The sequence below is a fragment of the Aestuariivivens insulae genome (assembly GCF_022662195.1).
Classification (GTDB): domain Bacteria; phylum Bacteroidota; class Bacteroidia; order Flavobacteriales; family Flavobacteriaceae; genus Aestuariivivens; species Aestuariivivens insulae.
This window is the reverse complement of sequence record NZ_JAKMCS010000006.1, coordinates 183,058-209,912: the sequence shown is the minus strand read 5'-3', so window position 1 is coordinate 209,912 and position 26,855 is coordinate 183,058. Positions and strand designations below refer to the sequence as shown.

The 26,855-nt window shown below is 36.8% G+C and carries 28 protein-coding genes; 13 read left to right on the top strand and 15 right to left on the bottom strand.

Going from position 1 to position 26,855, the window contains the following annotated elements:
- Positions 1-7 precede the first annotated feature (7 nt).
- Positions 8-823 (bottom strand): SDR family oxidoreductase, encoded by an 816-nt coding sequence (locus MR062_RS09680; RefSeq protein WP_242203956.1) that lies wholly within the window; start codon positions 821-823, stop codon positions 8-10.
- A gap of 148 nt (positions 824-971) precedes the next feature.
- Here MR062_RS09680 and MR062_RS09675 point away from each other — a divergent pair, with 148 nt between their 5' ends.
- From MR062_RS09675 to MR062_RS09665, 3 genes are all read left to right on the top strand, one after another.
- The gene (locus MR062_RS09675; protein ID WP_242203955.1) at positions 972-2,012 is read left to right on the top strand and encodes a substrate-binding domain-containing protein; all 1,041 of its coding nucleotides are present in this window, start codon (positions 972-974) and stop codon (positions 2,010-2,012) included.
- Between the two features lie 119 nt (positions 2,013-2,131).
- Positions 2,132-3,520, top strand: coding sequence for a 3-keto-disaccharide hydrolase (locus MR062_RS09670; protein ID WP_242203954.1), 1,389 nt, complete (start codon positions 2,132-2,134; stop codon positions 3,518-3,520).
- A gap of 6 nt (positions 3,521-3,526) precedes the next feature.
- Complete coding sequence (locus tag MR062_RS09665) at positions 3,527-4,870, top strand: Gfo/Idh/MocA family protein (protein ID WP_242203953.1); 1,344 nt, start codon at positions 3,527-3,529, stop codon at positions 4,868-4,870.
- Positions 4,871-5,049: 179 nt separating this feature from the next.
- Here MR062_RS09665 and MR062_RS09660 read toward each other — a convergent pair whose 3' ends face one another.
- From MR062_RS09660 to trmB, 5 genes are all read right to left on the bottom strand, one after another.
- Positions 5,050-5,295, bottom strand: a complete 246-nt coding sequence (locus tag MR062_RS09660) for a NifU family protein (protein ID WP_242203952.1) — start codon at positions 5,293-5,295, stop codon at positions 5,050-5,052.
- A 2-nt stretch (positions 5,296-5,297) separates the two neighbouring features.
- Positions 5,298-6,434, bottom strand: coding sequence for an Mrp/NBP35 family ATP-binding protein (locus MR062_RS09655; protein WP_242203951.1), 1,137 nt, complete (start codon positions 6,432-6,434; stop codon positions 5,298-5,300).
- A 119-nt stretch (positions 6,435-6,553) separates the two neighbouring features.
- Entirely contained in the window at positions 6,554-6,883 is a 330-nt protein-coding gene (locus MR062_RS09650; protein ID WP_242203950.1) for an MGMT family protein, read from the bottom strand.
- A complete protein-coding gene (locus MR062_RS09645) occupies positions 6,880-7,515 on the bottom strand; it encodes a LysE family transporter (RefSeq protein ID WP_242203949.1) in 636 nt (211 codons plus the stop codon). The genes MR062_RS09650 and MR062_RS09645 overlap by 4 nt, the downstream gene beginning before the upstream one ends.
- A gap of 2 nt (positions 7,516-7,517) precedes the next feature.
- Complete coding sequence (gene trmB / locus MR062_RS09640; RefSeq protein ID WP_242203948.1) at positions 7,518-8,192, bottom strand: tRNA (guanosine(46)-N7)-methyltransferase TrmB; 675 nt, start codon at positions 8,190-8,192, stop codon at positions 7,518-7,520.
- A 203-nt stretch (positions 8,193-8,395) separates the two neighbouring features.
- Here trmB and MR062_RS09635 point away from each other — a divergent pair, with 203 nt between their 5' ends.
- Positions 8,396-9,445, top strand: a complete 1,050-nt coding sequence (locus tag MR062_RS09635; RefSeq protein ID WP_242203947.1) for a glycosyltransferase — start codon at positions 8,396-8,398, stop codon at positions 9,443-9,445.
- Here MR062_RS09635 and MR062_RS09630 read toward each other — a convergent pair.
- The gene (locus MR062_RS09630; protein ID WP_242203946.1) at positions 9,425-10,471 is read right to left on the bottom strand and encodes a sensor histidine kinase; all 1,047 of its coding nucleotides are present in this window, start codon (positions 10,469-10,471) and stop codon (positions 9,425-9,427) included. The genes MR062_RS09635 and MR062_RS09630 overlap by 21 nt on opposite strands.
- Positions 10,471-11,148, bottom strand: a complete 678-nt coding sequence (locus tag MR062_RS09625; protein WP_242203945.1) for a response regulator transcription factor — start codon at positions 11,146-11,148, stop codon at positions 10,471-10,473. The genes MR062_RS09630 and MR062_RS09625 overlap by 1 nt, the downstream gene beginning before the upstream one ends.
- Before the next feature lie 202 nt (positions 11,149-11,350).
- On the opposite strand from MR062_RS09625, the gene MR062_RS09620 reads away from it, so the two are divergent.
- From MR062_RS09620 to MR062_RS09605, 4 genes are all read left to right on the top strand, one after another.
- Entirely contained in the window at positions 11,351-11,677 is a 327-nt protein-coding gene (locus MR062_RS09620; protein ID WP_242203944.1) for a T9SS type A sorting domain-containing protein, read from the top strand.
- Positions 11,678-11,779: 102 nt separating this feature from the next.
- Positions 11,780-12,586: a T9SS type A sorting domain-containing protein gene (locus MR062_RS09615; RefSeq protein WP_242203943.1), complete on the top strand. Its 807-nt coding sequence runs from the start codon at positions 11,780-11,782 to the stop codon at positions 12,584-12,586.
- Positions 12,587-12,675: 89 nt separating this feature from the next.
- Positions 12,676-13,656 carry a LuxE/PaaK family acyltransferase gene (locus MR062_RS09610; RefSeq protein WP_242203942.1) on the top strand — a complete coding sequence of 327 codons (981 nt, stop codon included), beginning with the start codon at positions 12,676-12,678 and terminating at the stop codon, positions 13,654-13,656.
- Between the two features lie 57 nt (positions 13,657-13,713).
- On the top strand, positions 13,714-14,160 hold the full coding sequence (locus MR062_RS09605; protein ID WP_242203941.1) for a YHS domain-containing (seleno)protein: 447 nt from the start codon (positions 13,714-13,716) through the stop codon (positions 14,158-14,160).
- A gap of 128 nt (positions 14,161-14,288) precedes the next feature.
- Here MR062_RS09605 and tyrS read toward each other — a convergent pair whose 3' ends face one another.
- Positions 14,289-15,584 carry a tyrosine--tRNA ligase gene (gene tyrS / locus MR062_RS09600; RefSeq protein ID WP_242204016.1) on the bottom strand — a complete coding sequence of 432 codons (1,296 nt, stop codon included), beginning with the start codon at positions 15,582-15,584 and terminating at the stop codon, positions 14,289-14,291.
- An 87-nt stretch (positions 15,585-15,671) separates the two neighbouring features.
- Between tyrS and MR062_RS09595 the strand changes: the two genes are divergently transcribed.
- Positions 15,672-16,682: an NAD-dependent epimerase/dehydratase family protein gene (locus tag MR062_RS09595; protein WP_242203940.1), complete on the top strand. Its 1,011-nt coding sequence runs from the start codon at positions 15,672-15,674 to the stop codon at positions 16,680-16,682.
- Here the strand turns inward: MR062_RS09595 and MR062_RS09590 are convergent.
- From MR062_RS09590 to MR062_RS09580, 3 genes are read right to left on the bottom strand one after another with little or no spacing between them, the layout of a single operon-like run.
- On the bottom strand, positions 16,645-17,250 hold the full coding sequence (locus MR062_RS09590; protein WP_242203939.1) for a DUF4296 domain-containing protein: 606 nt from the start codon (positions 17,248-17,250) through the stop codon (positions 16,645-16,647). The genes MR062_RS09595 and MR062_RS09590 overlap by 38 nt on opposite strands.
- Complete coding sequence (locus tag MR062_RS09585) at positions 17,247-18,593, bottom strand: dihydroorotase (RefSeq protein WP_242203938.1); 1,347 nt, start codon at positions 18,591-18,593, stop codon at positions 17,247-17,249. Before MR062_RS09585 ends, MR062_RS09590 begins: the two co-directional genes overlap by 4 nt.
- Before the next feature lie 7 nt (positions 18,594-18,600).
- Positions 18,601-19,323: a polyprenol monophosphomannose synthase gene (locus MR062_RS09580; protein ID WP_242203937.1), complete on the bottom strand. Its 723-nt coding sequence runs from the start codon at positions 19,321-19,323 to the stop codon at positions 18,601-18,603.
- 112 nt (positions 19,324-19,435) lie between these two features.
- Here MR062_RS09580 and MR062_RS09575 point away from each other — a divergent pair, with 112 nt between their 5' ends.
- Together MR062_RS09575 and MR062_RS09570 are read left to right on the top strand one after the other, a co-directional pair.
- Positions 19,436-20,083, top strand: a complete 648-nt coding sequence (locus tag MR062_RS09575) for a DUF4271 domain-containing protein (protein WP_242203936.1) — start codon at positions 19,436-19,438, stop codon at positions 20,081-20,083.
- A 24-nt stretch (positions 20,084-20,107) separates the two neighbouring features.
- Positions 20,108-20,857 (top strand): uroporphyrinogen-III synthase, encoded by a 750-nt coding sequence (locus MR062_RS09570; RefSeq protein ID WP_242203935.1) that lies wholly within the window; start codon positions 20,108-20,110, stop codon positions 20,855-20,857.
- 58 nt (positions 20,858-20,915) lie between these two features.
- On the opposite strand, the gene pckA is transcribed toward MR062_RS09570, so the two are convergent.
- Together pckA and MR062_RS09560 are read right to left on the bottom strand one after the other, a co-directional pair.
- Positions 20,916-22,532, bottom strand: a complete 1,617-nt coding sequence (gene pckA, locus MR062_RS09565) for a phosphoenolpyruvate carboxykinase (ATP) (RefSeq protein WP_242203934.1) — start codon at positions 22,530-22,532, stop codon at positions 20,916-20,918.
- Between the two features lie 63 nt (positions 22,533-22,595).
- A complete protein-coding gene (locus MR062_RS09560) occupies positions 22,596-22,991 on the bottom strand; it encodes a DUF423 domain-containing protein (protein ID WP_242203933.1) in 396 nt (131 codons plus the stop codon).
- Between the two features lie 107 nt (positions 22,992-23,098).
- On the opposite strand from MR062_RS09560, the gene MR062_RS09555 reads away from it, so the two are divergent.
- Together MR062_RS09555 and MR062_RS09550 are read left to right on the top strand one after the other, a co-directional pair.
- On the top strand, positions 23,099-24,463 hold the full coding sequence (locus MR062_RS09555) for a saccharopine dehydrogenase family protein (protein ID WP_242203932.1): 1,365 nt from the start codon (positions 23,099-23,101) through the stop codon (positions 24,461-24,463).
- A gap of 256 nt (positions 24,464-24,719) precedes the next feature.
- Positions 24,720-25,187, top strand: a complete 468-nt coding sequence (locus MR062_RS09550) for an Lrp/AsnC ligand binding domain-containing protein (RefSeq protein ID WP_242203931.1) — start codon at positions 24,720-24,722, stop codon at positions 25,185-25,187.
- Between the two features lie 100 nt (positions 25,188-25,287).
- Here the strand turns inward: MR062_RS09550 and MR062_RS09545 are convergent, their stop codons facing one another.
- Positions 25,288-26,829: a glycine--tRNA ligase gene (locus MR062_RS09545; RefSeq protein WP_242203930.1), complete on the bottom strand. Its 1,542-nt coding sequence runs from the start codon at positions 26,827-26,829 to the stop codon at positions 25,288-25,290.
- Positions 26,830-26,855: the final 26 nt, after the last annotated feature.

Sequence of the window (26,855 nt, the reverse complement as noted above, 5' to 3'; positions counted from 1 at the left end):
TAATTAATTAAACCCCACTAAAAGCACTAAATCCTCCATCTATTGGTATAACAGCCCCGGTTATAAATTTAGAGGCCTCACTACACAAAAATTGAACAGCGCCATGCAATTCATCTGCTTCACCAAAGCGTTTCATTGGTGTATTCCGTACAATATCGTTACCCCGTTGTGTATAGGAACCATCTTCATTGGTTAGCAAACGCCTGTTTTGATTACCGATAAAAAACCCGGGCGCTATAGCATTCACCCTAATACCATCACCGTACTTTGTAGCCATCTCAACAGCCATCCAACGGGTAAAGTTCTCCATGGCTGCTTTTGCTGCAGAATATCCAGCCACCCTAGTTATAGCACGATCTACAGCCATTGACGAATAATTTATAATAACCCCCTTCTTTTGTTTGGCCATGACTTCACCAAAAACGATTGAAGGGATCACCGTTCCGTTTAAATTTAAATCGGTAACAGCCTTGAAATCCTCCATTTTCAGATCAAATATGGTTTGATCTTCTCCAATGGTCGCCCCTGGCCTGTTACCACCTGCTGCATTGATAAGCACATCTATCCTTTGGTACTTTGATACAATTTGCTCGCATGTAGCCCTTAAACTATTTTCATCCAACACATTACAAACAAATCCGTCTGCACGATATCCTTTGTGTTTTAAATCTTCTACTGCTGCCACTAAAGGGTCTTCTTTATAATGCAAAAGCACTACTATGGCTTCTTTTTTCAATAAATACTCGGCAATACTTCCTCCCAACACGCCACAAGCGCCCGTAACTAAAATGACATGATCCTTAATATTAAAAAGTGAATTCATTATTTTTTTGTTTATTTGTATTTTTGTTTCGTGTTCGCACACGCAAATATAGTATAAAAAATGATTTTACTACAATTTACCATTGATTCGTAAAGTCCTTAAGACATATCATGCTACGAAAGTTGCCAACATTGTTAATTAAGTACGAATGATTACCATAAATGACATAGCTAAAGAAGCTGGCGTTTCAGCCGGAACCGTAGATAGGGTTCTCCACAAACGTGATGGGGTTTCAAAAAAGACAGCCGAAAAGGTTAATGCCATTATAAAAAAGTACAATTTTAAGACCAATAAGATTGCCAGCTCATTGGCACTTAACAAAAAACTTAAAATTGCCACCTTACTCCCTCAATATGATGAGGAAAACACCTTTTGGAAAGCTCCTTTGATGGGTACACAAAACGCACAGGAAAATGTCGAAAAGTTTGGTGTCACTGTTGAAAATTTTAGCTTTGACCAATTCGATGCCGCTTCATACATAAATACTTTTGGTACTTTAATAGCATCTGAACCAGATGGGGTTGTCATTGCTCCAATATTTAAAAAAGAAACCACACAAATCACAAAAATATTAGAGAAAAAAAACATTCCTTATCTATTTATAAATGTTGACCTTGAAGGCTTTAACAACATATCCTTTATTGGGCAAAATGCCTTTAAAGGTGGGCTTTTAGCTGGCAAGCTAATGCATTTGTGCCTAAAGGACAACTGCTCTGTCCTCATTATACATACTAGGTTAAATGCCGACAACCATTATGCCATTTCCGAACGCATACATGGTTTTAACGATTATTTCATCAACAAAAATATATCGATTAGCAGTACCATTGCAAACATTATTGATTTAAGGAACACCGAACGATTAAAGCAAAAACTAAAAAAAATATTAAAAGACACCCCTTCCATTAATGGCATCTATGTACCCAGTAGCCGTATCTCAACTTTTGCCTATTGCCTGTCTGCAATCTCCAGCAAAAAACTGGCCTTAATAGGCTTTGATGGCACAGACCAAAACATTAAATGTCTGGAGGAAGACAAAGTGTCTTTTCTAATCTCACAAAAACCATTCGACCAAGGTTACAAATCGATTATTTTAATGAGCGATTATTTAATAGAAAAGAAAGCTCCCGAGCAAAAGATATTTTCACCCATAGAAATACTAACCAAAGAGAATGTAAATTTTAACTAGAAATCAACTTAATCATCAAATATTTTTTATTTTCGTGTACGTACACGTTTATTTATCGATAACCCTTTAAAAATATAACTAAACACAAACTAGAATATTCAAACTAAAACAACATCAACATGAAACAACTTAAAATCACAGGATTCTTTTCGTTAATTGCAGTTCTATTACTTACAAGTTGCAACGAATCCAAGAAAACATCCGAGCCCTGGGTCGACTTATTCGATGGTAAGACCCTTAATGGATGGCATACTAAAGGAGGTCAAGCAACCTATGAAGTTAAGGACAATGCTATTGTAGGTACATCTACACTTAACACCCCTAACACCTTTTTATGTTCCGATAAAATGTATGGCGATTTTATCCTTGAACTTGAATACAAAGTAGATCCAAAATTAAACTCAGGAATTCAAATACGCAGCAATAGCCTTCCTTCCTATCTAAATGGCAGGGTTCATGGTTATCAAATAGAAATTGACCCTTCAGAGAGAGCCTGGAGTTGTGGTATTTATGATGAAGCGAGAAGAGGTTGGTTATACCCATTAACTGAGAATCCAGCCGCTCAAAAAGCGTTCAAACAAAACGACTGGAACAAATACAGAATTGAGGCCATTGGAGACACTCTTAAAACATGGATTAATGACGTTCCTGCCGCTTACCTAATAGACGATAAAACAGCCAGTGGTTTTATAGGCTTGCAAGTACATGGTATAGGAAAGGATACCGAAAAAAATGGAACCCAAGTTATGTGGAAAAATGTAAAAATAATAACCACCGAGGTTGAAAAATATAGCACGCCAACAACCATTACCCCTAAATACACTAAGAACAGTTTAACTGCCGATGAAGAAAAAAATGGCTGGCAACTGCTTTGGGATGGCAAAACGACTAACGGATGGCGTGGTGCCAAGCTAGAAACATTTCCTGAAAAAGGATGGAAGATAGAGAATGGTGAGTTAACGGTTTTGTCCTCTGGTGGTGAAGAGTCCAATGCAGGAGGCGATATTGTAACCGAAGTTCTTTACGGTGATTTTGAACTAAAAGTAGATTTTAAAATTACCGAAGGCGCCAATAGCGGCATTAAATACTATGTGGATACCGAACTTAATAAAGGAACTGGCTCTGCCATTGGATTGGAATTTCAAATCCTTGATGATGCCAAGCATCCTGATGCTAAACTGGGGAACCATGAAGGCAGCAGAACCATAGCTTCGCTTTACGATTTAATTAAAGCCGACCCCAATAAGCCTGTTAATCCAATAGGATCATGGAATACCGCGAGAATTGTTTCTAAAAACAACCATGTAGAACATTGGTTAAATGGCATGAAGGTATTGGAATATGAACGTAAAAGTGATGCTTACCGACAATTGGTTAAAGAAAGTAAATATGCCAAATGGCCCAATTTTGGGGAAGCTGAAAAGGGCCATATCCTACTACAGGACCATGGTGATTTAGTATCCTTCAGAAATATAAAAATACGTCCAATTAACAACGACAAAAACTAATTAGTGATGAGTACAAATAGAAGAGATTTTATAAAGAAAACAGCGGCAGGTGCTGTGGGTCTAACATTTAGCCATAGTATTAATGCCATGTCTGCAAAGAGTTACTCCAACATAGTAGGAGCCAACGATCGTATTAATGTAGCCATTCAAGGCTTGGGTAGACGTTATGGCGCGTATATTGAACCAATCGCATTAAAAGAAAGCAACGTTCGTTTACTCTATTTATGTGATGTTATGAAAAGCCAAAGGGAAAAAGCGGCCACTTATGTCGCTAAGCACATTAAAAATAAACCGACTCTGGAAAACGACATTCGCAAGGTTTTGGAAGACAAAGATGTTGATGCCGTTTTCAACGCTACACCCGACCATTGGCACACCCCAGGAGCCATAATGGCAATGCAGGCTGGAAAACATGTATATTTAGAAAAACCTTGTAGCCATAACGGTCATGAAAATGAATTGGTCGTTGCTGCTCAAGAAAAGTACAACAAAGTGGTTCAAATGGGAAATCAACAACGTTCGTCCCTAGAAACCACCGAAATCATAAAAGACATTCACAACGGCGTTATAGGTGATGTGTACAAAGCCATTGCTTTTTATGTAAATAGCCGAGGTGAAGTCCCTAAACAAACACAAACAGCTCCCCCGGAAGGTTTAGATTGGGACCTGTTCCAAGGACCCGCACCACGTAGAGCCTATACAGATGATACATGGGACTATAACTGGCATTGGTACGGATGGGATTACGGTACTGCCGAAATGGGAAATAACGCCACACATGAGCTTGACATAGCACGTTGGGCCTTAGATGTAAAATACCCCGAACATGTTAACGTGCTATCCGGAAAATATCATTACAAAGATGATGGCTGGGAAATGTACGACACCATGGAAGCCACCTTTAGATTTTCCAATAATCGCTTTATACAATGGGATTGTCAAAGTAGAAACAACTACAACAAATACGGCAAAGGGCGTGGCACCATTATACATGGCTCGAATGGCTCTGTATTTATAGACCGCAGTGGTTATAGTTTATTTGATCTGAAAGGAAAACTCATTAAAGACAGCCAATCTGAAAGTAAGGAAAGTGGTATTGCTCTTGGTGGTGGCGGTAATTTGTCAACACGTCATGCCGTTAACTTTTTTGAAACCATTCGAGGTAAAGAAAGATTAAACTCCCCTATTCTTCAAGGTGCTATAAGTCAGGCAATGACACATTATGCTAACATAGCTTCTCGCATAGGAAAATCGTTTGATGTTGATGAAACCACTGGCCGTATCTTTGATCGCGATGCCATGAAATTATGGTCACGTACTTATGAACCGGGATGGGAACCTAAACTTTAATCTTCTAAAATAAACTTAGAATACATAAACGTTTACAATAAGTTAAAACTATAAACCCCACAGGTTTTGAAAACCTGTGGGGTTTTATATTAAAGCAATATAGTGGTCTTACCAATTTCAATTAAAACATAAAACGACCATCTGAATAACAAGATAAGTTACTTTTCAGAAAGCTTTTTTTACGCTTCTACAATATTGATAACCTGCTCTATTTGAGGCGCATACTTCTTTATGGTCATTTCCACACCAGACCTTAAGGTCATCTGGTTAACATTACAGCCTACGCAAGCGCCTTGTAGTTGTACCCTAACTAATTTATCGTCTTCGATAGACAATAATGAAATATCCCCGCCATCACTTTGTAAAAAAGGGCGGATTTCGTCTAGGGCTTTTTCGACATTCAATTTTAGTTCTTCTGTAGTCATATTTATTTTTTAACTGCCGAACATCCAGCCATTGTTGTTATTTTTATAGCTTCGGTAGGCGGCAAATTATCATTGCGCCTTACCACTTCCTGTACTACATTTTTAGTTAATGTTTCAAAGGCCTGCTCTGATGCTGTAGCCGTTTGCAATGCTGCGGGACGACCAACATCGCCAGCCTCCCTAATACTTTGCACCAAAGGTATTTCGCCTAAAAATGGCACTTCTAAATCCTCTGCCAAATTTTTAGCACCTTCCTTGCCAAAAATATAATATTTGTTATCTGGCAATTCCTCTGGTGTAAAATAAGCCATATTTTCAATGATCCCTAAAACAGGCACACTAATACTTTCCTGCTGAAACATGGCGACTCCTTTTTTAGCATCGGCCAACGCTACATTTTGGGGTGTACTTACTACTACAGCCCCGGTGATGGGAAGTGACTGCATGATACTTAAATGGATATCGCCTGTACCTGGCGGCAAATCCAATAATAAGAAGTCAAGTTCTCCCCAATGCGCATCGAATATCATTTGGTTTAATGCTTTAGCTGCCATAGGCCCACGCCAAACTACAGCTTGGTTTGGTTGTGTAAAAAATCCAATGGATAACATCTTTACACCATAATTCTCAATAGGCTTCATTTTGGATTTACCATCAACATTTACAGCCAATGGGCGTTCGGCTTCAACATCGAACATAATAGGCATAGAAGGCCCATAAATATCGGCATCTAAAACTCCTACTTTAAAACCCATTTTAGCAAGGGTAACGGCCACATTTGCTGTTACTGTAGATTTACCAACACCACCTTTACCCGATGCCACAGCTATAATATTTTGAATACCCGGTATAGGTTTCCCTTTAATAACATTAGCTTTTGGTTGCTCTGGCGCTTCTACCTTTACATTTACCGTGATTTTAGCTTTTTCGTAAACCTGGTCGTGAATGGTTTTTAAAATATCGACTTCCGTGCGTTTTTTAGCTTGCAAACTTGGGTTCTTTATGGTAATGTCCACCACAACTTCGTCTCCAAAAACAACCACATTTTTTACTGCACCGCTCTCCACCATATTCTGCCCTTCGCCAGGTACCGTAATGGTCTCCAATGCCTTTAATATCTCTAATTTATTCAGTTTCATTGTTTTATTAAGAATCATTCTAAAGTGCAAATATAACTAATAAAGCTGGAAGACTTAATACTTAAGCTATAAGTTTTACCAATTTAAGTATTTGTAATTTTAAAAAATCTTGGAAACAATTACAATTCCTTAGCAGGATCCCAAAACACTTTTTCGAAATTTTGAATTTGGTTTTCTATAACTTGCACACCTTCGCTTTCCAACAATTGTTGCATTAAATTGGTGCCATCAAAATGATGTTTGCCCGTAAGCAACCCTTTTCTATTAACTACACGGTGTGCCGGCACATCTTTACCCGAAGACCCATTCATAGCATAACCTACCATACGGGCACTTCTCGCCGCTCCTAGATATTTAGCGATTGCCCCATAGCTGGTTACCCTGCCGTAAGGGATTAGCTTGGCAACCTCATAAACTTTGTCGAAAAAATTTAAAGTATCCCGCTTCACGAACTTAAATCTTTAATGATATTGATTAGCGTAAAAATTGAAATTACTCCTGTAATACCACCTATAAGATAGTTCATATTTTTTTGGGACGTAAACGACTTGCTCTTAATTTTATCAAAGAAAAAAATATACATGTACAACATTACGAAACTACCCATTGCTGCTCCAGAAACATAAGATATGATACTTATGGTATCGAAAGCCAACCAACCAACCGATGCTAAAGTAACAGTCATATAAGCCTGAAAAGGAATAGGAAACATATTTATTGCAGACAAAAACACACCGTGGAAAAACCGACTGTGCTTACTTCTTACTTTAGGCTCTATATCTTGCTTAGGTTTAGACTTTGCTATGAACAAGTAATAAATGGTTATTAGCACAAAAACCACAAAAGCTACCCGCTGTAAAATTTCAACAACTTCGGTATGTTTACTTAGGTACCTAGCAAAAATGGCCGCTATATAGGTTTGCGCAAAAACGGTCACACAAGCCCCTATGGAAAACATAATCCCTCTTGCGTGCCCTTCTTTAAGACTTATTTTAGCAGCACTCATGTTTAACAAACCAGGTGGAACGACCCCTATAAACGCTATAATTAAACCCAGAAAAAAAATAAATGTAATATCCAATTTTACTTGATTTTAAATCTAATATAGGTAATTGGTTTTTGTTGCTCTAAATATTGCATTTCATAAAACGTTTGGATTCCCGTTACTTCTTCTGGACTTCCTTCTTGTTTATAGACATCATGATTGGCATAAAGTACCTCATGCCCTGCTCCATGTAACAAACCCAACGTATACCCATGCATGAATTCGCTATCGGTTTTTAAATTAACGATACCCTCTGGTTTTAATATGGCTTTATACCTCTCTAAAAACTGGGCATTGGTTAATCGGTGTTTAGTGCGCTTATATTTTATTTGCGGGTCTGGAAAGGTTATCCAGATTTCGTCTACTTCATTTTTGGCAAACGCATGCTCAATAAGCTCTATTTGGGTTCGTAAAAAAGCCACATTAGAAATTTGTTCTTCAACAGCAGTTTTGGCTCCTCTCCAAAAACGGGCGCCTTTAATATCGATACCTATAAAATTTTTGTCTGGGTATTTTTGTGCCAATGCCACGGAGTATTCTCCTTTACCACAACCCAACTCCAAAACCAACGGATTGTCGTTTTTAAAAAAAGCACTTCGCCAATGGCCCTTTAAAGGATATTCTTGGTTAACCAATTCATCCCGTGTTGGTTGAAACACATTATCAAACGTTTCATTTTCCTTAAATCGTTTTAGCTTATTTTTACTACCCACTGAAGTTTCTGTAATTTAATTATTTGGTAAAATTAAGGAAATATGTGAAAGTGCTTATATGCTTATCTTTGAATTTAATTGAAAATTGCGTGAGGGATTGAACAATTGTTGGAGCTCCACTTTGAGAGCGACTTGTGAAAGCCTGCCTGCCGGCAGGCAGGCCCGACCCCAAATGAATTTGGGGACACGCCCAAACCTTTATAATGAGCAAAAGAATTTTAGTTGCCCCCTTAAATTGGGGATTGGGTCATGCCACTAGGTGTATTCCTATAATCAATGCCCTTATTAGTAATGGCTACGAGCCCATAATTGCTAGTGATGGCGTAGCTTTAACCTTGTTGCAAAAGGAATTCCCCAAAATCGCCTCTGTTGCATTACCTCCTTACAACGTCACTTATGCCAAGAATAGAAAACATTTTAAATGGAAGCTTATAAAAAGCACTCCTAAGCTTTTATGGGCCATTAAAGCAGAAAAAAAAGCAGCTCAGGCTATTGTTGAGGGGCTTAATATTTCTGGTATTATTTCAGATAACCGACTTGGGGTTTATAGTAAAACAGTGCCATCGGTTTTTATAACCCATCAACTAAATGTTCTAAGCGGAAGCACTACTAAACTAAGCACTAAAATACATCAAAAATTCATACAGCAATTTGATGAATGTTGGGTTCCCGACGTTGAAGACACCCCAAATTTAAGTGGTACTTTGGGTCACACCAATGCCTTTGAAATCCCTACAAAATATATTGGCCCATTAAGCAGGTTTTCCCAACAGGAATGTAACATTAAAAATGACTTATTGGTTTTGCTTTCTGGACCGGAACCTCAACGCACCCTACTTGAAGAAAAGTTGCTGGAGGAATTAAAGCACTATACAGGTAAAGTTGTTTTTGTTAAAGGCCTAGTGGAAAAAGAACAGAACATTCAGATTATGGGACATCTTACGGTTTATAATTTTATGACGTCCCAGTTATTGGAAAAGACCATTAACGAGAGTGCTTTAGTCCTTTCCAGATCGGGATACACCACCATTATGGATTTGTCCAAATTAGGTAAAAAAGCTTTTTTTATTCCTACCCCTGGGCAGTTTGAACAGGAGTACCTGGCCAAACGTCTTACCGAAGATGGCTTAGTCCCTAGCTGTAGCCAAACAGCTTTTACTTTAGACAAACTTAATACAATCGACTCTTTTATAGGACTTAGTTTTAAAGGCTTTGAAAATAATTTTAAAGCGCTATTCGGAGACCTTTTCTAAAGTAAATGAAAATTCGCTTCCAACTCCATATTCACTTTCCACATAAATTTTTTCATTGTGCGCTTCAATAATATGTTTTACTATAGACAAGCCCAAACCTGATCCACCTTCACTACGCGCACCACTTTTATCCACACGATAAAACCTTTCGAAAAGACGTGGCAAATGGCTTTTAGAGATGCCTTCACCATTGTCGGTTACACGGACAATGACCTTATTTTTTATTAGATTTTCAATGCTAACCTCGGTGGTACCCTTTTCGTTCCCATATTTTATGGAATTAACTATAAGGTTGGTCAACACTTGTTGGATTCGCTCCTTATCGGCATTGACTAAAATAGGTTTTTTATAATCCGCATCGAAGGTTAAGGTTATCTTCTTCTTACTGGCTCGCATTTCGAACATCTCGAACACATTCCTTACAAGCTCCACAATATCGAAGGCCTGCATATTTAAACTTAAATCACCTATCTCAAGTTTAGTGATCATGTCTAAATCCTTAACGATATATATTAAACGTTCCACACCTTTACTAGCACGCTTTAGGTATTTATCCCTTACATTTCCATCGTTAATAGCACCATCCAAAAGCGTTAAAATATAACCTTGTACAGTAAATAAAGGTGTTTTTAGTTCGTGGGATACATTACCAAAAAACTCTTTTCTATATTGTTCCCTTACCTTAAGTGTTTCTATTTCTAGCTTTTTGTCCCTAGCAAATTTATCAATTTCCTTGGTTAGGGTACTCATATCTGTAGTAATGGCTCCTCTATTTAATTTAACCGACTCTAAAAGCGTTAAGTCATCATAAATCTGCTTAACACGCCTGTAAATTAATCGTTCTATACGCAACTGAATAAAGGCAAAGGACAGTATATAGCTTACCACTAAAAGAAAGCCTAGCAAAACCCAATTCATTTCAAAAAAACAATATAAAAAAACACTCGTTGCGAGTGTTAAGAATAGTGCTATATAAAGCGACGTTTTCGCAGAAAATCGATATGGTTTTTTTAATTTAACTTGCATTAGTCTACAAACTTATACCCAACTCCTTTTACTGTTTTAAAACTATCGTCTCCTATTTTTTCCCTAAGTTTTCTAATATGGACATCTATAGTTCTACCACCAACAACAACCTCGTTACCCCATACTTTATCTAAAATTTCGTCTCGTTTAAAAACCTTCCCTGGCTTCGAGGTTAACAAAGATAACAATTCAAACTCTTTTCTAGGCAATATAATTTCCTCTCCTTTTAAACTAATTTTATACTCTTCCCTGTCTATAACTAAATCCCCAATTTTAAGATTTTCGTTGTTGTCTTCCTTAAAACGTCTTAATAATGCTTTTACTTTGCTTATTAATACTTTAGGCTTAATTGGTTTGGTAATATAATCGTCGGCTCCAGCATCAAAACCAGCCACTTGCGAGTAGTCTTCACCCCTTGCCGTTAAAAAAGTAATGATCGTGTCTTTTAAATTTGGGAGCTTTCTTATTTGTTCACAAGCTTCAATACCATCCATTTCTGGCATCATCACATCCAGTATAATTAAATGAGGCTGTTCCTTTTTGGCTCTTTTAACTGCTTCCACTCCATTTTCAGCAGTAATGATTTGATATCCCTCACTAGATAGATTATACCCAACGATTTCCAAAATGTCCGGTTCATCATCTACCAATAATATTTTTATGTCTGTTTTATCCATTCTAAAAGCAATTAGATGTCATTCTTAAAAAGGTAAAGGTAAAACTATTGCCATAAACTTATAAAAATTAAAAGACATATAACAAAAAGGTAACACACAAGTTACATTAGTTTAACCTTTCGTTAAAATGATAAAATCTTTAACAATTAATTGGTACAACTTTTGATATTATTTATTAAATTTAACATATAAAAATCCTACTATGGCAAAAAACTACGTTTTGACCTTTTTCTTTGTTTTACTTTTTGCGAATGCTCCCCAAGTTTTCGCACAGGATGCACCGCATCAAAAAATAGAACAACTTTCCATTTACCCAAACCCCGTAAATAGCAATAGGCAAGTTATTTATATTACCACCAAGCGTAATATGACCAAACAAATTGAGTTTTTTAATGCTATTGGAAAGAAAGTATATGCCACTACAATTACAGGTAAGGAGTTAAACATATCGAAATTGGCAACAGGCGTTTATTTCTTGAAAATCATCGAAAATAACATCACGGAAACACGAAAACTAGTGATTAAGTAAACATAATGTTAATTTATTGTAAAAAAACAGCTTAATGAAGCTGTTTTTTTGCTTACACGTAAGAAGTATCTTATATTTAAGATTCCTAAATCTATTATCATTATGAAAAAACTTAACTTCTTTGCGTTAACTCTTATTGTGGCTTCTCTATCTTGGAGCCAAACCAATGTAGGAATCTCGGGTACCGTTGATGACGTTTACATTAATGAATTCCATTACGATAATGACGGTGGTGATGTTGGCGAGTTTATTGAAATTGCCGGTCCAGCTGGCACAGATTTATCAAGTTATACAATAACCTTGTATAATGGAGGAAATTCGCAATCATACAAAACCATTCCTCTAACTGGTACTATTGACAATGAATCTATGTCTGGCGTTGGCGCTATAGCCGTTACCCCTTCAGTAAACTTTCAAAACGGCTCTCCCGACGGGCTATGCCTGTCTAAAACCGGAAGTTCAAACGTCCAATTTTTAAGTTACGAAGGTACCTTCACTGCCACTGACGGACCAGCAGCGACCTTGCCCTCTGTTGATATAGGCGTATCTGAACCCACCAACACTCCAGTGGGCTATTCATTGGAATACGACGAAACTTCAATGGCCTGGGTAACGGTTAGCGATGATACCCCTGGGGATTTTACACAGGGCCCTACCCTTTCCTCCAAACAACACAAAATACGGGGTTTTAGCATATACCCTAACCCAACTACTCTTGACTTTGTAACCATTTCCAGTAATAGCAGTTCACTAATGGATATTATAATAATTGATCTGTTAGGAAAGCAAGTGATAAAGCAAACCATTAGCAACAACAAATTAAATGTCTCCTACTTAAAAAAAGGCATCTACTTAATAAAAGTGTCCCAAGAGGGAGCTGTTGCAACTTCAAAATTAATTATTCGTTAATAGCATTGCCATAAATATTAGAGCGTTACCATTAGTAACGCTTTTTTTATTTTATATACTTTTGTCTTCTTAATATTCCGTATTATTATATGATAGACTCTAACACTATTTTTAATATTAAAACCCAAACCGAATTTGAAAACTTGGCTCTTAAGGTTTTTAAGTTTCAGTTTGAAAACAATAGGGTCTATCGGTCGTTTTGCGACTTACTTTACAAACACCCCAGCGAGATAACTTCGGTAAAAGACATCCCTTTTTTACCTATTCAGTTTTTTAAATCCCATCCTGTTTTAAGTTCTGAAGCAAACATTGAAGCCACATTTACAAGTTCTGGCACAACAGGAAGCAGTACCAGTAAACACTATGTAACCAATCTGGATATATACACCCAAAGTTTCTCTAAAGGCTTCCAAAAGTTTTATGGAAACATTGAAGACTATGTTGTTTTGGCCTTGCTACCATCGTACCTGGAACGCGAAGGGTCTTCCTTGATCTATATGGTCGATAACCTTATTAAACGATCCAATCACCCTGAAAGTGGTTTCTATTTGAATGACCTTAACGAACTTAAAGATACCTTAACAACATTAGATACCAATGGTAAAAAGGTATTGCTTATAGGCGTCTCGTTTGCGTTATTGGATTTGGTTGAGCAGCATCAGTTTAATTTAGAGCATACCATAGTTATGGAAACGGGTGGCATGAAAGGTAGACGAAAAGAGTTGATAAGGATCGAACTACACGATAGACTACAAAAAGGGTTTGGTGTGAATGCCATACATAGTGAATATGGCATGACCGAACTGTTAAGTCAGGCCTACTCCAAAGGGCAAGGCCTTTTTAGTTGTCCTCCCTGGATGCAGGTGTTAACACGGGACACCGAAGACGCACTAACCGTTCAAGGATATGGAAAAACTGGTGGTATTAATATTATAGACCTTGCCAATATTAATTCCTGTGCCTTTATCGCTACTCAAGATTTAGGTTGTGTTTATCAAAATGGAACTTTTGAAGTTATTGGACGCTTTGATAATTCTGACATTAGAGGGTGCAATTTAATGGTGCTTTAAGCCCCTTTTTTCTGTAAGGTATAAAATACGTTTCGACCTATCATAAAACGTTTTTTTATGAAGCCACTGTGTTATTTGTTTATACTGGTAAGCCTACATACCTTCTCACAAACACCAGATTATAATCTAAAAAAAGGATATGCCGCCAATGGCTACGATGTGGTTTCCTATTTTAACAACACTCCAAAAGAGGGCAAAAAGGAATTTGTGACAACGTTTGATGGTGTGAACTATAAATTCTCTTCTAATGAGAACCTTATAACCTTCAATAAAGCCCCAGAACAATACATCCCGCAATATGGAGGCTATTGTGCTTATGCTATTGCTTTAAAAGGCCAAAAAGTTTCTATAAACCCACGAGCTTTTAAAATTATAGACCATAAACTGTATTTATTTTATAATGCCTGGGGCACTAATACACTCGAGTTATGGAATAAAAATAACGAAGCTAACTTATTGGAACAAGCCAACAAAAATTGGAAAACCATAAAATTTAAAAAATAAACAATCTTTTTTGTAAGGTTTAAAACATCTGTACGTCAAAGCTATAGCTAAGAAAAAGAAAAGTTTTTTAGTTAAGTTAATTGGTTGGTTAAAAAAAGCCTCGATTTCAAGTTAAATCGAGGCTTTTGTTATTTTACGGTCAGTACAAAGTAATTCTTCTTCCCGCGCTGTAAAAGCACAAACTTATTATTGATCAAGTCGTCTGTAGAAATAGAATAGCCTTCATTTACTTTTTCTTTATTTACTGAGATGGAATTTTCTTTTAAAGCACGACGTGCTTCGCCATTCGACTTTAGAAATCCTCCTTTTTCAGCTAAAGCGGCAATAATATCCAGTCCGTTGTCAATATCATCTAGAGCAATTTCAGTTTGTGGCACGCCATCAAAAACATCTAAAAAGGTTTGTTCATTCAACTGCTTTAAATCATCGCTGGTCGATTTTCCAAATAAAATATTACTAGCTTTTATCGCGTTATCTAAATCGGCCTTAGAATGCACCATAGTGGTAATCTCTTCGGCTAAACGCTTTTGGAGCACTCGTAAATGTGGTGCTTCTTGGTGTTCTTGTATTAAGGCATTCACCTCTTCCTCTTTTAAAAAGGTAAAGATTTTAATATACTTTTCGGCATCTTCATCGCTTGAGTTCAACCAATATTGATAGAACTTATATGGTGAGGTCCTATTGGCATCTAACCATACATTGCCACCCTCGGACTTCCCAAATTTAGAACCATCGGATTTTGTGATTAACGGACAAGTAATCGCAAAACCTTTACCGTTACCAATACGCCTAATCAATTCTGTACCTGTAGTGATGTTACCCCATTGATCGCTGCCGCCCATTTGCAAGGTACAGTCAATATCTCTGTAAAGGTGAAGAAAATCGTAACCTTGCACCAACTGATAGGTAAACTCTGTAAAGCTCATTCCTTCTGAAGCTTCAGAAGAAATTCTATTCTTCACAGAATCTTTGGCCATCATATAGTTTACGGTAATATGCTTACCCACATCGCGAATAAAGTCCAAAAACGAAATGTCTTTCATCCAATCGTAATTATTCACTAAAACGGCAGCATTTTCGACATCGCTTTTAAAATCCAGAAAATGGGCTAATTGTTTTTTTATGGCTTCTTGGTTATGACGCAGTGTTTTTTCGTCCAACAAGTTACGTTCATTCGATTTCCCCGATGGGTCACCAATCATACCTGTAGCACCACCAACCAATGCAATGGGCTTATGCCCGCATCGCTGGTAATGCGCCAACAACATAATAGGCACCAGGTTTCCAATATGTAAAGAATCTGCTGTTGGATCGAACCCCACATATGCACTACGTATACCTTCCATTAAATGCTCTTCTGCTCCAGGCATAACGGTATGCACCATACCTCTCCAAGTTAACTCTTCAACAAAATTCTTCATTATAATTTCTAATTTTTAATAAACTAGCGCAAAGATAAAAATACACTTATAATTACTCGTGTATTCTTAATATTTCTTTACATTAGTTGCATGATTTTAGTCACTGGTGGTACGGGATTGGTTGGCGCCCATTTACTTTATAGGCTTGTTGAAAATAACACGCCCGTTAAAGCTATATACCGAAATGAAAGCAGCCTTATAAACGTTAAACAAGTTTTTTCTTCTTACACCAGTAATTATGGTAATTTATATCAAAAAATAAACTGGATTAAAGCCGATTTACTAGATATTCCCTCCCTGTCCAAAGCTTTCGAGGCCGTTACTTATGTCTATCACTGCGCTGCGTTTGTATCGTTTGAACCAAGTAAATATTATCTTTTACGCAGAACAAATATTGAAGGCACTGCCAATATTGTTAACCTTTGTATTGATAACAAAATTAAAAAACTGTGCTATGTTAGTTCTATTTCAACATTGGGAACAACAACTAACGGAAGCCCCATAACCGAAGACACCCATTGGAACCCAGAAGGGGACAACAGCATTTATGGCATTACAAAATATGGCGCCGAAATGGAGGTATGGCGGGGCACCCAAGAAGGATTGCATGCGGTAATAGTAAACCCTGGTGTTATTTTAGGTTCAGGTATTTGGCACAATGGCAGTGGGAGTTTGTTTAAACGTGCACATAACAACATTAGCTTTTATACTAAGGGTACTATTGCACTTGTAGATGTAACAGATGTTATCTCTATTATGATGCGCTTAATGCAAAGCGACATACATAACGAACGCTTTATTTTGGTTGCCGAAAATTGGCCTTACAAACGTTTTCTGCAAAGTTTATCGGTTTCCGTTAACCAAACCCCTCCAAAAAAAATGGCTACAGATTTAATGTTGGGTATTGTTTGGCGATTGGATTGGCTAAGCCAAAAACTAACTGGAAAGCCACGAAGGCTCACTAAGCACATTGCTAAAGTGCTTCAAAAGGAAAAACATTTTAGTAGTGATAAAATAGAAAAGACCTTAAACTACAGCTTTAAACCTATAGATAAAACCATTACTAATCTTGGACAACATTATCTGAAACAGGTGGAATAAGTTGTTCTTGGAGCTTTATTTCTGTTAGTGAATCTTTTTTAAGAATAGGTCTAATGGCTTTATGGGCTGCCCTTACCGAATCTAATATTTGCCTTAGCCCCAAAGTATCTTTTTTCATAACTCGCCTAATAGAATCTAACTTTCTATTCAACTTAAGACTATCCTTTTTAATCAGTGCCTGTAAGGAGTCTTGTTTTTTCTTTTCCTCGAGTTCTTTAGTTTCTAAATCCTTATAAAACGTTTTTAACTTTTCTAAGCTATCCTTTACTCTCGTATAAATATCATCGTAATCATCAACATGATAGGCATAGTATTCATTGCTTAAGGCAAATTGTAAACTATCGATATTGTATTTATTAAAAATATATGCTTCCTTATTGGCTACTTTACTTTCTAATGTTCTTTTATTAGCTCCTGTAGCAGCCGACACCAATCTAATATCTATTAAAATATTGACCATGTTGTCCTTAGAAATTAAATTTTCAGGTTTTTCAGGACCTTTAAGGCCATAACAACCTAAAACAAGCACTGCTACAAGACAAAGTAAGGAAAAACGCTGTATCATCATCGGTTAAAAGTTAATCGTTTTGCCGCACTATCCTTGGAGAACTTAAAGTTATTATAGACCAAACTACCATTTAAAAAGGTATGGGTTATTCTTGACTTAAAGGTTGTCCCTTCAAAGGGAGACCATCCGCATTTGTATAAAATATTTTCCTTATTAACCGTCCACGGATTGTTTAAATCCACCAAAACCAAATCGGCAAAATAACCTTCTTTTATAAAGCCTCTTTTTTCAATTTGAAACAATATAGCTGGATTATGGCACATTTTTTCTACAACTTTTTCTATAGAAATCTTCTCTCTATGGTACATTTCCAAAATAGCCGGTAAGGCATGTTGCACCAACGGCCCACCAGATGGTGCTTTGGTATAATTATTTTGTTTTTCCTTTAGGGTATGTGGGGCATGGTCTGTAGCTATCACATCTATTCTATCGTCCAACAAAGCCTCTAAGAGCTGTGCTCTATCCTTCGAGGTCTTCACTGCTGGATTCCACTTGATCAAGGTGCCTTTTTTATCGTAATCTTCATCGCTAAACCACAAGTGGTGCACACATACTTCTGCCGTGATTTTTTTATCCTTTAACGGTATTTTATTAGTAAACAGATTGGTTTCCTTTCCTGTAGACAAATGGAACACATGTAATCTCGCCCCTGTCTTCTTCGCTAATGCGATCGCTTTTGAAGACGACAAATAGCAAGCCTCCTCACTTCTTATAATGGGGTGCTTACTTATAGGGATGTCGTCGCCATACTTATCAATATGCTCTTGGAGATTCTGCTTTATGGTTGCTTCATCTTCGCAATGTACAGATATGAGCATATCGGTACTTTTAAATATGTTTTCCAGCACTTCTGGATTGTCTACCAACATGTTTCCTGTAGAGGAGCCTAAAAACAATTTTAACCCCGCTACCGTTTTGGTATCTACTTTTAAAATTTCATCCAAGTTATCGTTAGTCCCTCCAAACATAAACGAATAATTGGCAAACGACGTTTTAGATGCAATCTCAAACTTATCCTCCAACTTTTCAATGGTGGTAGCTTGTGGTTTGGTATTAGGCATCTCTATAAACGAGGTTATTCCACCTGCAATAGCGGCCTTAGATTCCGAAGCAATATTGGCCTTATGTGTTAAGCCAGGCTCCCTAAAATGCACCTGGTCGTCAACAGCACCAGGCATTAATAGCTTACCTTCGGCATCTATAACCACAACATCTGATGATTTAGCACTTATGGAATCATCTATTTGGGCTATATATTCGCCCTTTATTAAAACATCACCATTAAAAATGGTGCCTTCGTTTACAATTCTTGCATTTTTTATCAACGTTGTCCTCTCACTCATAAACGGTTTACTTTTTAAATAAACTTTTAATTTTCATTGAAATAACTCCAAAAATAGCTTCAGATATAATACCCGAACTTAATTTTGATTCTCCTTTGGTCCTATCGGTAAAAATAACCGGCACTTCAATTATTTTGAACTTTTTTAAATAGGCTTTAAACTTCATTTCTATTTGAAACGCATAGCCTATAAACTTAATTGTGTCTAAATTTAATGTTTCCAACACCCTCCTTTTGTAACATACAAAACCGGCTGTGGTATCGTGTATTTTCATGCCCGTAATGACTCTTACATACTTCGAAGCCAAATAAGACATGAGTACCCTACTCATAGGCCAATTAACCACATTAACCCCTGTAATATACCGTGAACCAATGGCCAAATCTGCACCTTCAACATGACATGCTTTATAAAGCCTTATTAGATCATCTGGATTATGTGAAAAATCGGCATCCATTTCAAAAATATAGTTATAATCCCTATTTAAACACCATTTAAACCCATGTATATATGCGGTTCCCAAACCAGACTTTTCGCTTCGGGACTCTAAAAACAGGCGGTCCGGAAATTCTTTCTGTAACTCCTTTACCTTTAATGCCGTTAAATCTGGCGAATTATCATCTACCACTAAAAGGTGTATGGCATCTGATTGGGAAAACACAGCCTTTACTATAGGCCCTATGTTTTCTATCTCGTTATATGTTGGAATGATGACAATACTATTTTGCATCAACTATATTATTCTGAAAATTTTTAACAAATGTAAGGTATTCACTTTTTATTTATTTTAAATATTCCTTAATAATTAAATTGGTATTGAATAATTATAATAATTTTATCGCATGATTCGCGAAGTACCTTCAAATGAACTGTTTACTATATTATTAGTTACCTGTTTACTTATGGTGGCTGCAGCTAAATTGGTGTCTTCCAACCGTTTTAGCGATTTTATTTATGTATTTACAAATTCTAAATACCTTAATATTTATTCTCGAGAGCAGAAATTTTTAGACAAATTTGATGCGCTTTTATTTGTGAATTTAATCATATCTGCCTCCATTTTTGCTGTTTTGGCCCTTAAGTTTTTTAATGGTGTCGATTATACTTCTATAAATGCGCTGTTTAAAATCACTGTTGGCCTAGGTTCATTTTTCCTTATAAAGGTTTTAATAGAACGCTTAATTGGTAGTCTGTTTGAAATTGATAGTTTAATAGACGCTTACCTCTTTCAGAAAATAACCTATAAAAACTACTTAGGCCTTTTATTACTACCAATCAATGCTTTTCTAATTTATAGCTTCAAGTCTTCTGCAATGCTATTCAATATCATGCTTGGACTATTGTTTCTAGTAAATATTACTGGATTAATTACTTCATTTAAAAGACACCAAAGTTTAATAAAAAACAATTTTTTCTATTTTATTTTGTATCTTTGCGCACTTGAAATAGCACCCTATATTATTTTATATAAGGTCTTTATTTTAAACTAAGAAAAGAACAAACTACTTGCGCCTATGAAAGTGAAAACGATTTTGGTGTCCCAACCAGAACCAAAAATAGAGAATTCTCCATACTTCGATTTAATAGAAAAGCAAAAAGTAAAAATAGACTTTAGGCCCTTTATACATGTTGAAGGTGTTCCTGCCAAAGAAGTAAGACAGCAAAAAGTAGATTTAAACAATTATACTGCTATTATTTTAACAAGTAGAAATGCTGTAGATCATTTTTTTAGGGTTGCCGAGGAAATGCGCTTTAAGGTACCAGACTCTATGAAGTATTTCTGCCAGTCTGAAGCTGTTGCCTATTATCTGCAAAAGTACGTAGTCTACAGAAAGCGCAAAATATATGTTGGAAAACGTACGTTTTCTGAACTTTCTCCATTAATTAAAAAATATAAGGACGAAAAATTCCTATTACCTAATACAGATAAGGTAAAGCCAGAAGTTCCTGAAACTTTAGATGCTCTAGGCGTAAACTGGAAGCAAGCCACGTTTTACAAAACGGTTGTTAGTGACTTATCTGACTTGGCTAATGTGTATTATGATGTTTTGGTATTTTTTAGCCCATCTGGAATTGAATCGTTGTTTCAAAACTTCCCGGATTTCAAGCAGAATGACACACGTATTGCCGTATTTGGAAATACAACAATTAAAGCTGTAAAAGAACGTGGATTACGTGTAGATATTGCTGCACCAACACCTGAAACCCCTTCTATGACCATGGCTTTGGAAAAATATATTGAAGAAGTTAACAAGAGGAAATAACGCCTTTTTATATAAAGAAAACAAAAAAGGGATGATTTAAAAATCATCCCTTTTTGTTTTAAAACGCATACCGCTGTGGCCCTCCACGACGGATTTCCTCGCTACAATGGGCTTCAAACTTTTTAAAGTTTTCTCGAAACGCATTGGTTAATTTAAATGCCATTGTATAATAGGCTTCATCATCGTTCCATGTGGCACGTGGACTTAAAACACTGGTTGGTACTCCTGGGCATGTTCTGGGTTGTGCAACACCAAACACAGAGTGTATATGGTAATCGTCGTAATTGTACAAGCCTAAATCACCGTTCAATACGGCATTGATCATAGCTCGGGTATATTTTAATTCCATACGTTTCCCAACCCCGTAGGGACCTCCGGTCCATCCCGTGTTGATCAACCATACATTAACTCCTGCCTCTATCATCTTTTTACTTAACATTTCGGCATATTTTGCAGGGTGCAAAGGCATAAAGGGCGCTCCAAAACAAGCCGAAAAGGATGGCACTGGCTCAACCACACCTGCTTCTGTACCTGCTACTTTTGCTGTGTAACCAGAAATAAAATGATAGGCTGCTTGACTTGGTGTTAATTTGGATATTGGTGGTATAACCCCAAAAGCATCGGCCGTTAAAAAGAATATGTTCTTTGGATTTTTCCCTATGGAAGGCGTTTGAATGTTTTCAATATGATATAGAGGGTAACTAACCCGTGTGTTTTGCGTAATTGAAGTATCCTTAAAATCTACATGCCCTGCTTCATCAAGAACAACATTTTCTAAAATAGCCCCCTTTTTAATGGCATCAAAAATTTCGGGTTCATTATCTCTTGATAAATTAATGACTTTTGCGTAGCACCCGCCCTCAAAATTAAAAATGGTATTTTCTTTGGTCCAACCGTGTTCATCATCTCCTATTAAACTTCTATTAGCATCGGTAGACAATGTTGTCTTTCCAGTACCCGATAAACCAAAAAATATTGCCGTATCACCATCCTTACCTACATTGGCACTACAGTGCATGGGTAAAGTATCCTTAAATACGGGAAGAATAAAATTTAATGCCGAAAAAATACCTTTTTTAATCTCACCGGTATAACCTGTACCTCCAATTAATGCTATTTTTTTTGTGAAATTTAAAATGGCAAAATTATGTTGGCGGGTTCCATCTTCTTCCGGATTGGCCATAAAACCTGGCGCATTAATAACCGTCCACTCTGGAGAAAAGCCATCCAATTCAGCTTCGATAGGCCTTAAAAACATATTATAGGCAAACTGGTTACTCCAAGGGTATTCGTTTATTACGCGAATATTCAATCGGTAATTGTTGTCCGCACAAGCATAACTATCCCTTACAAAAAGTTCTTTGTTAGAAAGGTAATCTGTAACCTTATCATAAAGTTTATCAAACGTTTCAGGATCGAAAGGAATATTAATATCGCCCCACCAAACCTTGTCTTTGGTAATATCGTCTTTAACGATAAATCGGTCTTTAGGAGAACGTCCTGTAAACTCACCTGTATTTACAGCCAAGGCTCCAGAGGAGGCTTCTACACCCTGTCCTTTTGCAATGGCAATGTCATGTAACTGCTCAGGTGATAACTGATAATTAATTTTAGCATTTTTAATGCCATAGTTCGCTAACGAAATCGTTTTCGTAATCGAGCCGTAATTTTCCATAATACGCTTTAAAATTGTTAACTAGGCAAAATTATAACAATTATTTTAAAGCTTTTATTATTTTCAATCGTTTTTAGTGTTCTTTTTTAACAAATCCCTAATTATAGAAAGCCAACTTAAAATTAACAGAAGACCTCCTACAGGAGTTATCAAAGCAATAGACTTGAAATTGAATGTTGTTAATGTATCTGTTGCCAAACCATAAATAGATCCCGAAAAAAACAACACGCCAAAAACAACAAGGTATAGCACCCACTTTTTTGTTTTTTCTGAAATCAATACACTATGCCCTACAAACAATAACAATAAAGCATGGTACATTTGGTAGCGTACCCCTGTTTCGAAAGTCTGTTGGGCTTCTACAGTAATTAGTTCTTTTAATGCATGCGCACCAAATGCACCAAAAATCACACTTGTAACTCCCAATATACCAGCCACTATCAATAATCTTCTATTCATTTTTAATTATTCTTAATAATCACTACTATTTTTTATTAAATTCGCAAACACAAAAGTAATCAACCTACTTTTGTTAGCATAAACAAAATTAATCAACATAACTTAATATGCGAAAGATTTTAGTGATTGGTTCTGGAAAGTCTGCCTCATACCTTTTAAAGTACTTATTGGAAAAATCGGTGGAAGAAGACTTATTTATAACCGTTGGAGACCTAAATACCGAAAACACCAAGAAGCTTTTGGATAACCATCCTAATGCTACTGCCATAACCCTAGATATTTTTGACGACAACTCTAGAACCAAAGCCATAAAGAATACCGATATAGTAGTATCTATGCTCCCGGCACGTTTCCATATAAATGTTGCCAAAGATTGTATTCGCTATAAAAAACACATGGTAACGGCCTCTTATGTTAGTCCTGAAATGCAAGCTCTAGATCATGATGCCAAAACCAATAACCTAATACTCATGAACGAAATTGGTGTAGACCCAGGGATAGACCATATGAGTGCCATGAAAGTTCTGGATGGCATAAGGGATAAAGGCGGAACCATCATTTTATTTGAATCGTTTACTGGCGGATTGGTTTCTCCTGAAAGTGATAACAATTTATGGCACTATAAATTTACATGGAATCCAAGAAACGTTGTTCTTGCCGGACAAGGGGGAGCTGCCAAATTTTTACAGGAAGGCACTTATAAATACATTCCTTACCACAGGTTATTTAGACGCACCGAATTTTTAGATATTGATGGCTTTGGCAGGTTTGAAGCATACGCAAACAGGGATTCCTTAAAATACCAAAGTGCTTACGGTTTGGACAATATAAAAACACTATATCGGGGCACTATGCGACGCGTAGGATTTTGCAGGGCATGGAACATCTTTGTTAGTCTTGGCATGACCGACGACAGCTATACTATTGAAGATAGTGAAAACATGAGTTATCGTGATTTCATCAATGCTTTTCTACCCTACCATCATACCGATTCGGTAGAGTTGAAACTAAGATATGCCTTAAAAATAGACCAGGATGATATTGTATGGGAAAAGCTTGAAGAGCTCGATATTTTTAATGCCAACAAAAAAGTGGGCTTAAAGAACGCTACACCAGCGCAAATACTTCAAAAAATACTCATGGATAAATGGACCCTTGCCGAAGATGATAAAGACATGATTGTGATGTACCATAAATTTGGTTACGAACTCCATGGCAAAAAACATCAAATAGATTCCAATATGGTTGTTTTGGGCGAAAACCAAACCTATACCGCCATGGCAAAAACTGTGGGCTTACCCGTAGCCATGGCTACCTTGGCCATTTTAAACGGACAAATTACAACACCTGGCGTACAGATACCCATTACCAAAGAAATTTATGAGCCTATTTTAAGTGAACTCAAAGACTTTGGTATCATATTTAATGAAAAAGAAGTACACTATTTAGGCTATAACCCTTTAAACAATTAAGATTTTTTTGGTGCCTGAGGTTCTCGAAGGCACCAAAATCAAAAATACCTATAATATCGTAAGGTGCCTTCGAGAACCTCAGGCACCGTGCTCAAAAAATATTCGAAATCCTATTCATTGGATGCCTTCAAGAATACTTCGGCAATACCCATATCACCCAACACCTCTACTTTTATCAAAGCATTTATCTGCAACATGCTATAGGGTTTCAATTTAAAAGTAAATCCATACTTTTATCTTTTAAATTAAAACAATTATGAGACGAAAACCCAAAACCTTTACCATAGACGGTATCGATAAAAAAATACTGCGTATGCTAATGGAAGATGCCCGAACTCCCATTTTAGAGGTCGCCAGACATGTTGGTATCTCAGGTGCTGCTATTCACCAAAGGTTAAGAAAACTAGAAAAGGCCAAGCTTATTTCGGGCTCAAAACTTATAGTTAACCCTGAAGCATTAGGCTTTACTACTTCTGCTTTTATAGGCATGTATTTTGACAAAGAAGGAGATGCCCCAACCATTATTAAGTTATTAAAGCGTATTCCGGAGGTATTGGAATGCCATTACACTACAGGGCATTGGAATGTGTTTTTAAAAGTGCTTTGCAAAAACAACGACCATTTAATGTTATTATTAAACAAACTACAAGACATAACTGGAGTCTCCAGAACAGAATCTTTTATCTCTTTAAATCAGGATATTGATAGACAAGTTAAGATTTAGGATTTACATTGATTTTTAAATCTATGTTTTATTCATAAAAAAATCCCAAGCAAAAAATACTCGGGATTATTTTTTTGAGATTCCTGCTTACGCAGGAATATTACATCTTCATCAACCAATTACGTACATCTACTTCTTTCTTTATAATCTCGCGTAAATCTTCTATCTTAACACGTTGTTGTTCCATGGAATCCCTATGGCGAATAGTAACAGTATTATCTTCCAACGTATCATGGTCTACGGTAATACAAAATGGGGTTCCGTTGGCATCCTGTCTTCTATAACGACGTCCAACAGCATCCTTTTCATCATAGACGACATTGAAATCCCATTTTAAATCATTTACTATTTGTCTTGCAATATCTGGTAATCCGTCTTTTTTCACCAATGGCAATACAGCTGCTTTTATAGGCGCCAATACACTTGGTAATTTTAAAACGGTACGGGTAGTTCCATTTTCCAATTCCTCTTCTTGTAACGAATTGGAGAATACCGCCAAAAACATTCGGTCTAATCCAATGGAAGTTTCCAACACATAAGGCACATAGCTTTTATTTTCCTCTGGATCGAAATACTGCAATTTTTTACCTGAATACTTTTCATGCTGACTCAAATCGAAATCGGTACGTGAATGGATACCCTCCAATTCCTTAAATCCAAATGGGAATTTAAATTCAATATCGGCAGCAGCATCTGCATAATGTGCTAACTTTTCATGGTCGTGGAAACGATAGTTATCCTCCCCCATCCCTAAGGACAAATGCCATTTTAATCGGGTTTCCTTCCAATGCTCATACCATTCTTGCTGCGTTCCTGGTTTAATAAAGAACTGCATTTCCATTTGTTCGAACTCACGCATCCTAAAGATAAACTGTCGGGCTACAATTTCATTTCTAAAGGCCTTTCCAGTTTGTGCAATACCAAATGGAATTTTTAAACGTCCTGTTTTTTGAACATTCAAAAAGTTAACAAAAATACCTTGTGCCGTTTCAGGACGCAAGTATAAATCCATCGCATTATCGGCTGAAGCTCCTAGTTTAGTCCCAAACATCAAGTTGAACTGCTTGACATCGGTCCAGTTTTTACTGCCCGTTAACGGGTCGGCAATATCGAGTTCTTCAATAAGCGCTTTTACATCGGCTAAATCCTCCTTTTCCAAAGACTTCGCCATACGCGACAACGTAGCATTTATCTTTTCTTGGTAAGCTAAAACCCTAGGGTTGGTAGACACAAATTCTTCTTTATTGAAGGCTTCACCAAAACGTTTTGTTGCTTTAGCTACTTCCTTATCTATTTTAGCTTCTATCTTGGCACAATAGTCTTCAATTAAAACATCGGCTCGATAGCGTTTTTTTGAGTCTTTATTATCAATTAAAGGATCGTTAAATGCATCAACATGCCCCGAAGCCTTCCAAGTGGTTGGATGCATAAAAATAGCCGCATCAATCCCCACAATGTTTTCGTTCATTTGTACCATGGCCTTCCACCAATAGTCACGGATATTTTTCTTTAATTCAGCTCCATTTTGCGCGTAATCGTAAACTGCGCTCAGTCCATCGTATATTTCACTGCTCTGGAATACGTACCCATATTCCTTAGCATGGGAGATTACTCTCTTAAATGTATCGTCTTGATTTGCCATAGGTGCAAAAATAAAAAACCGCCGTG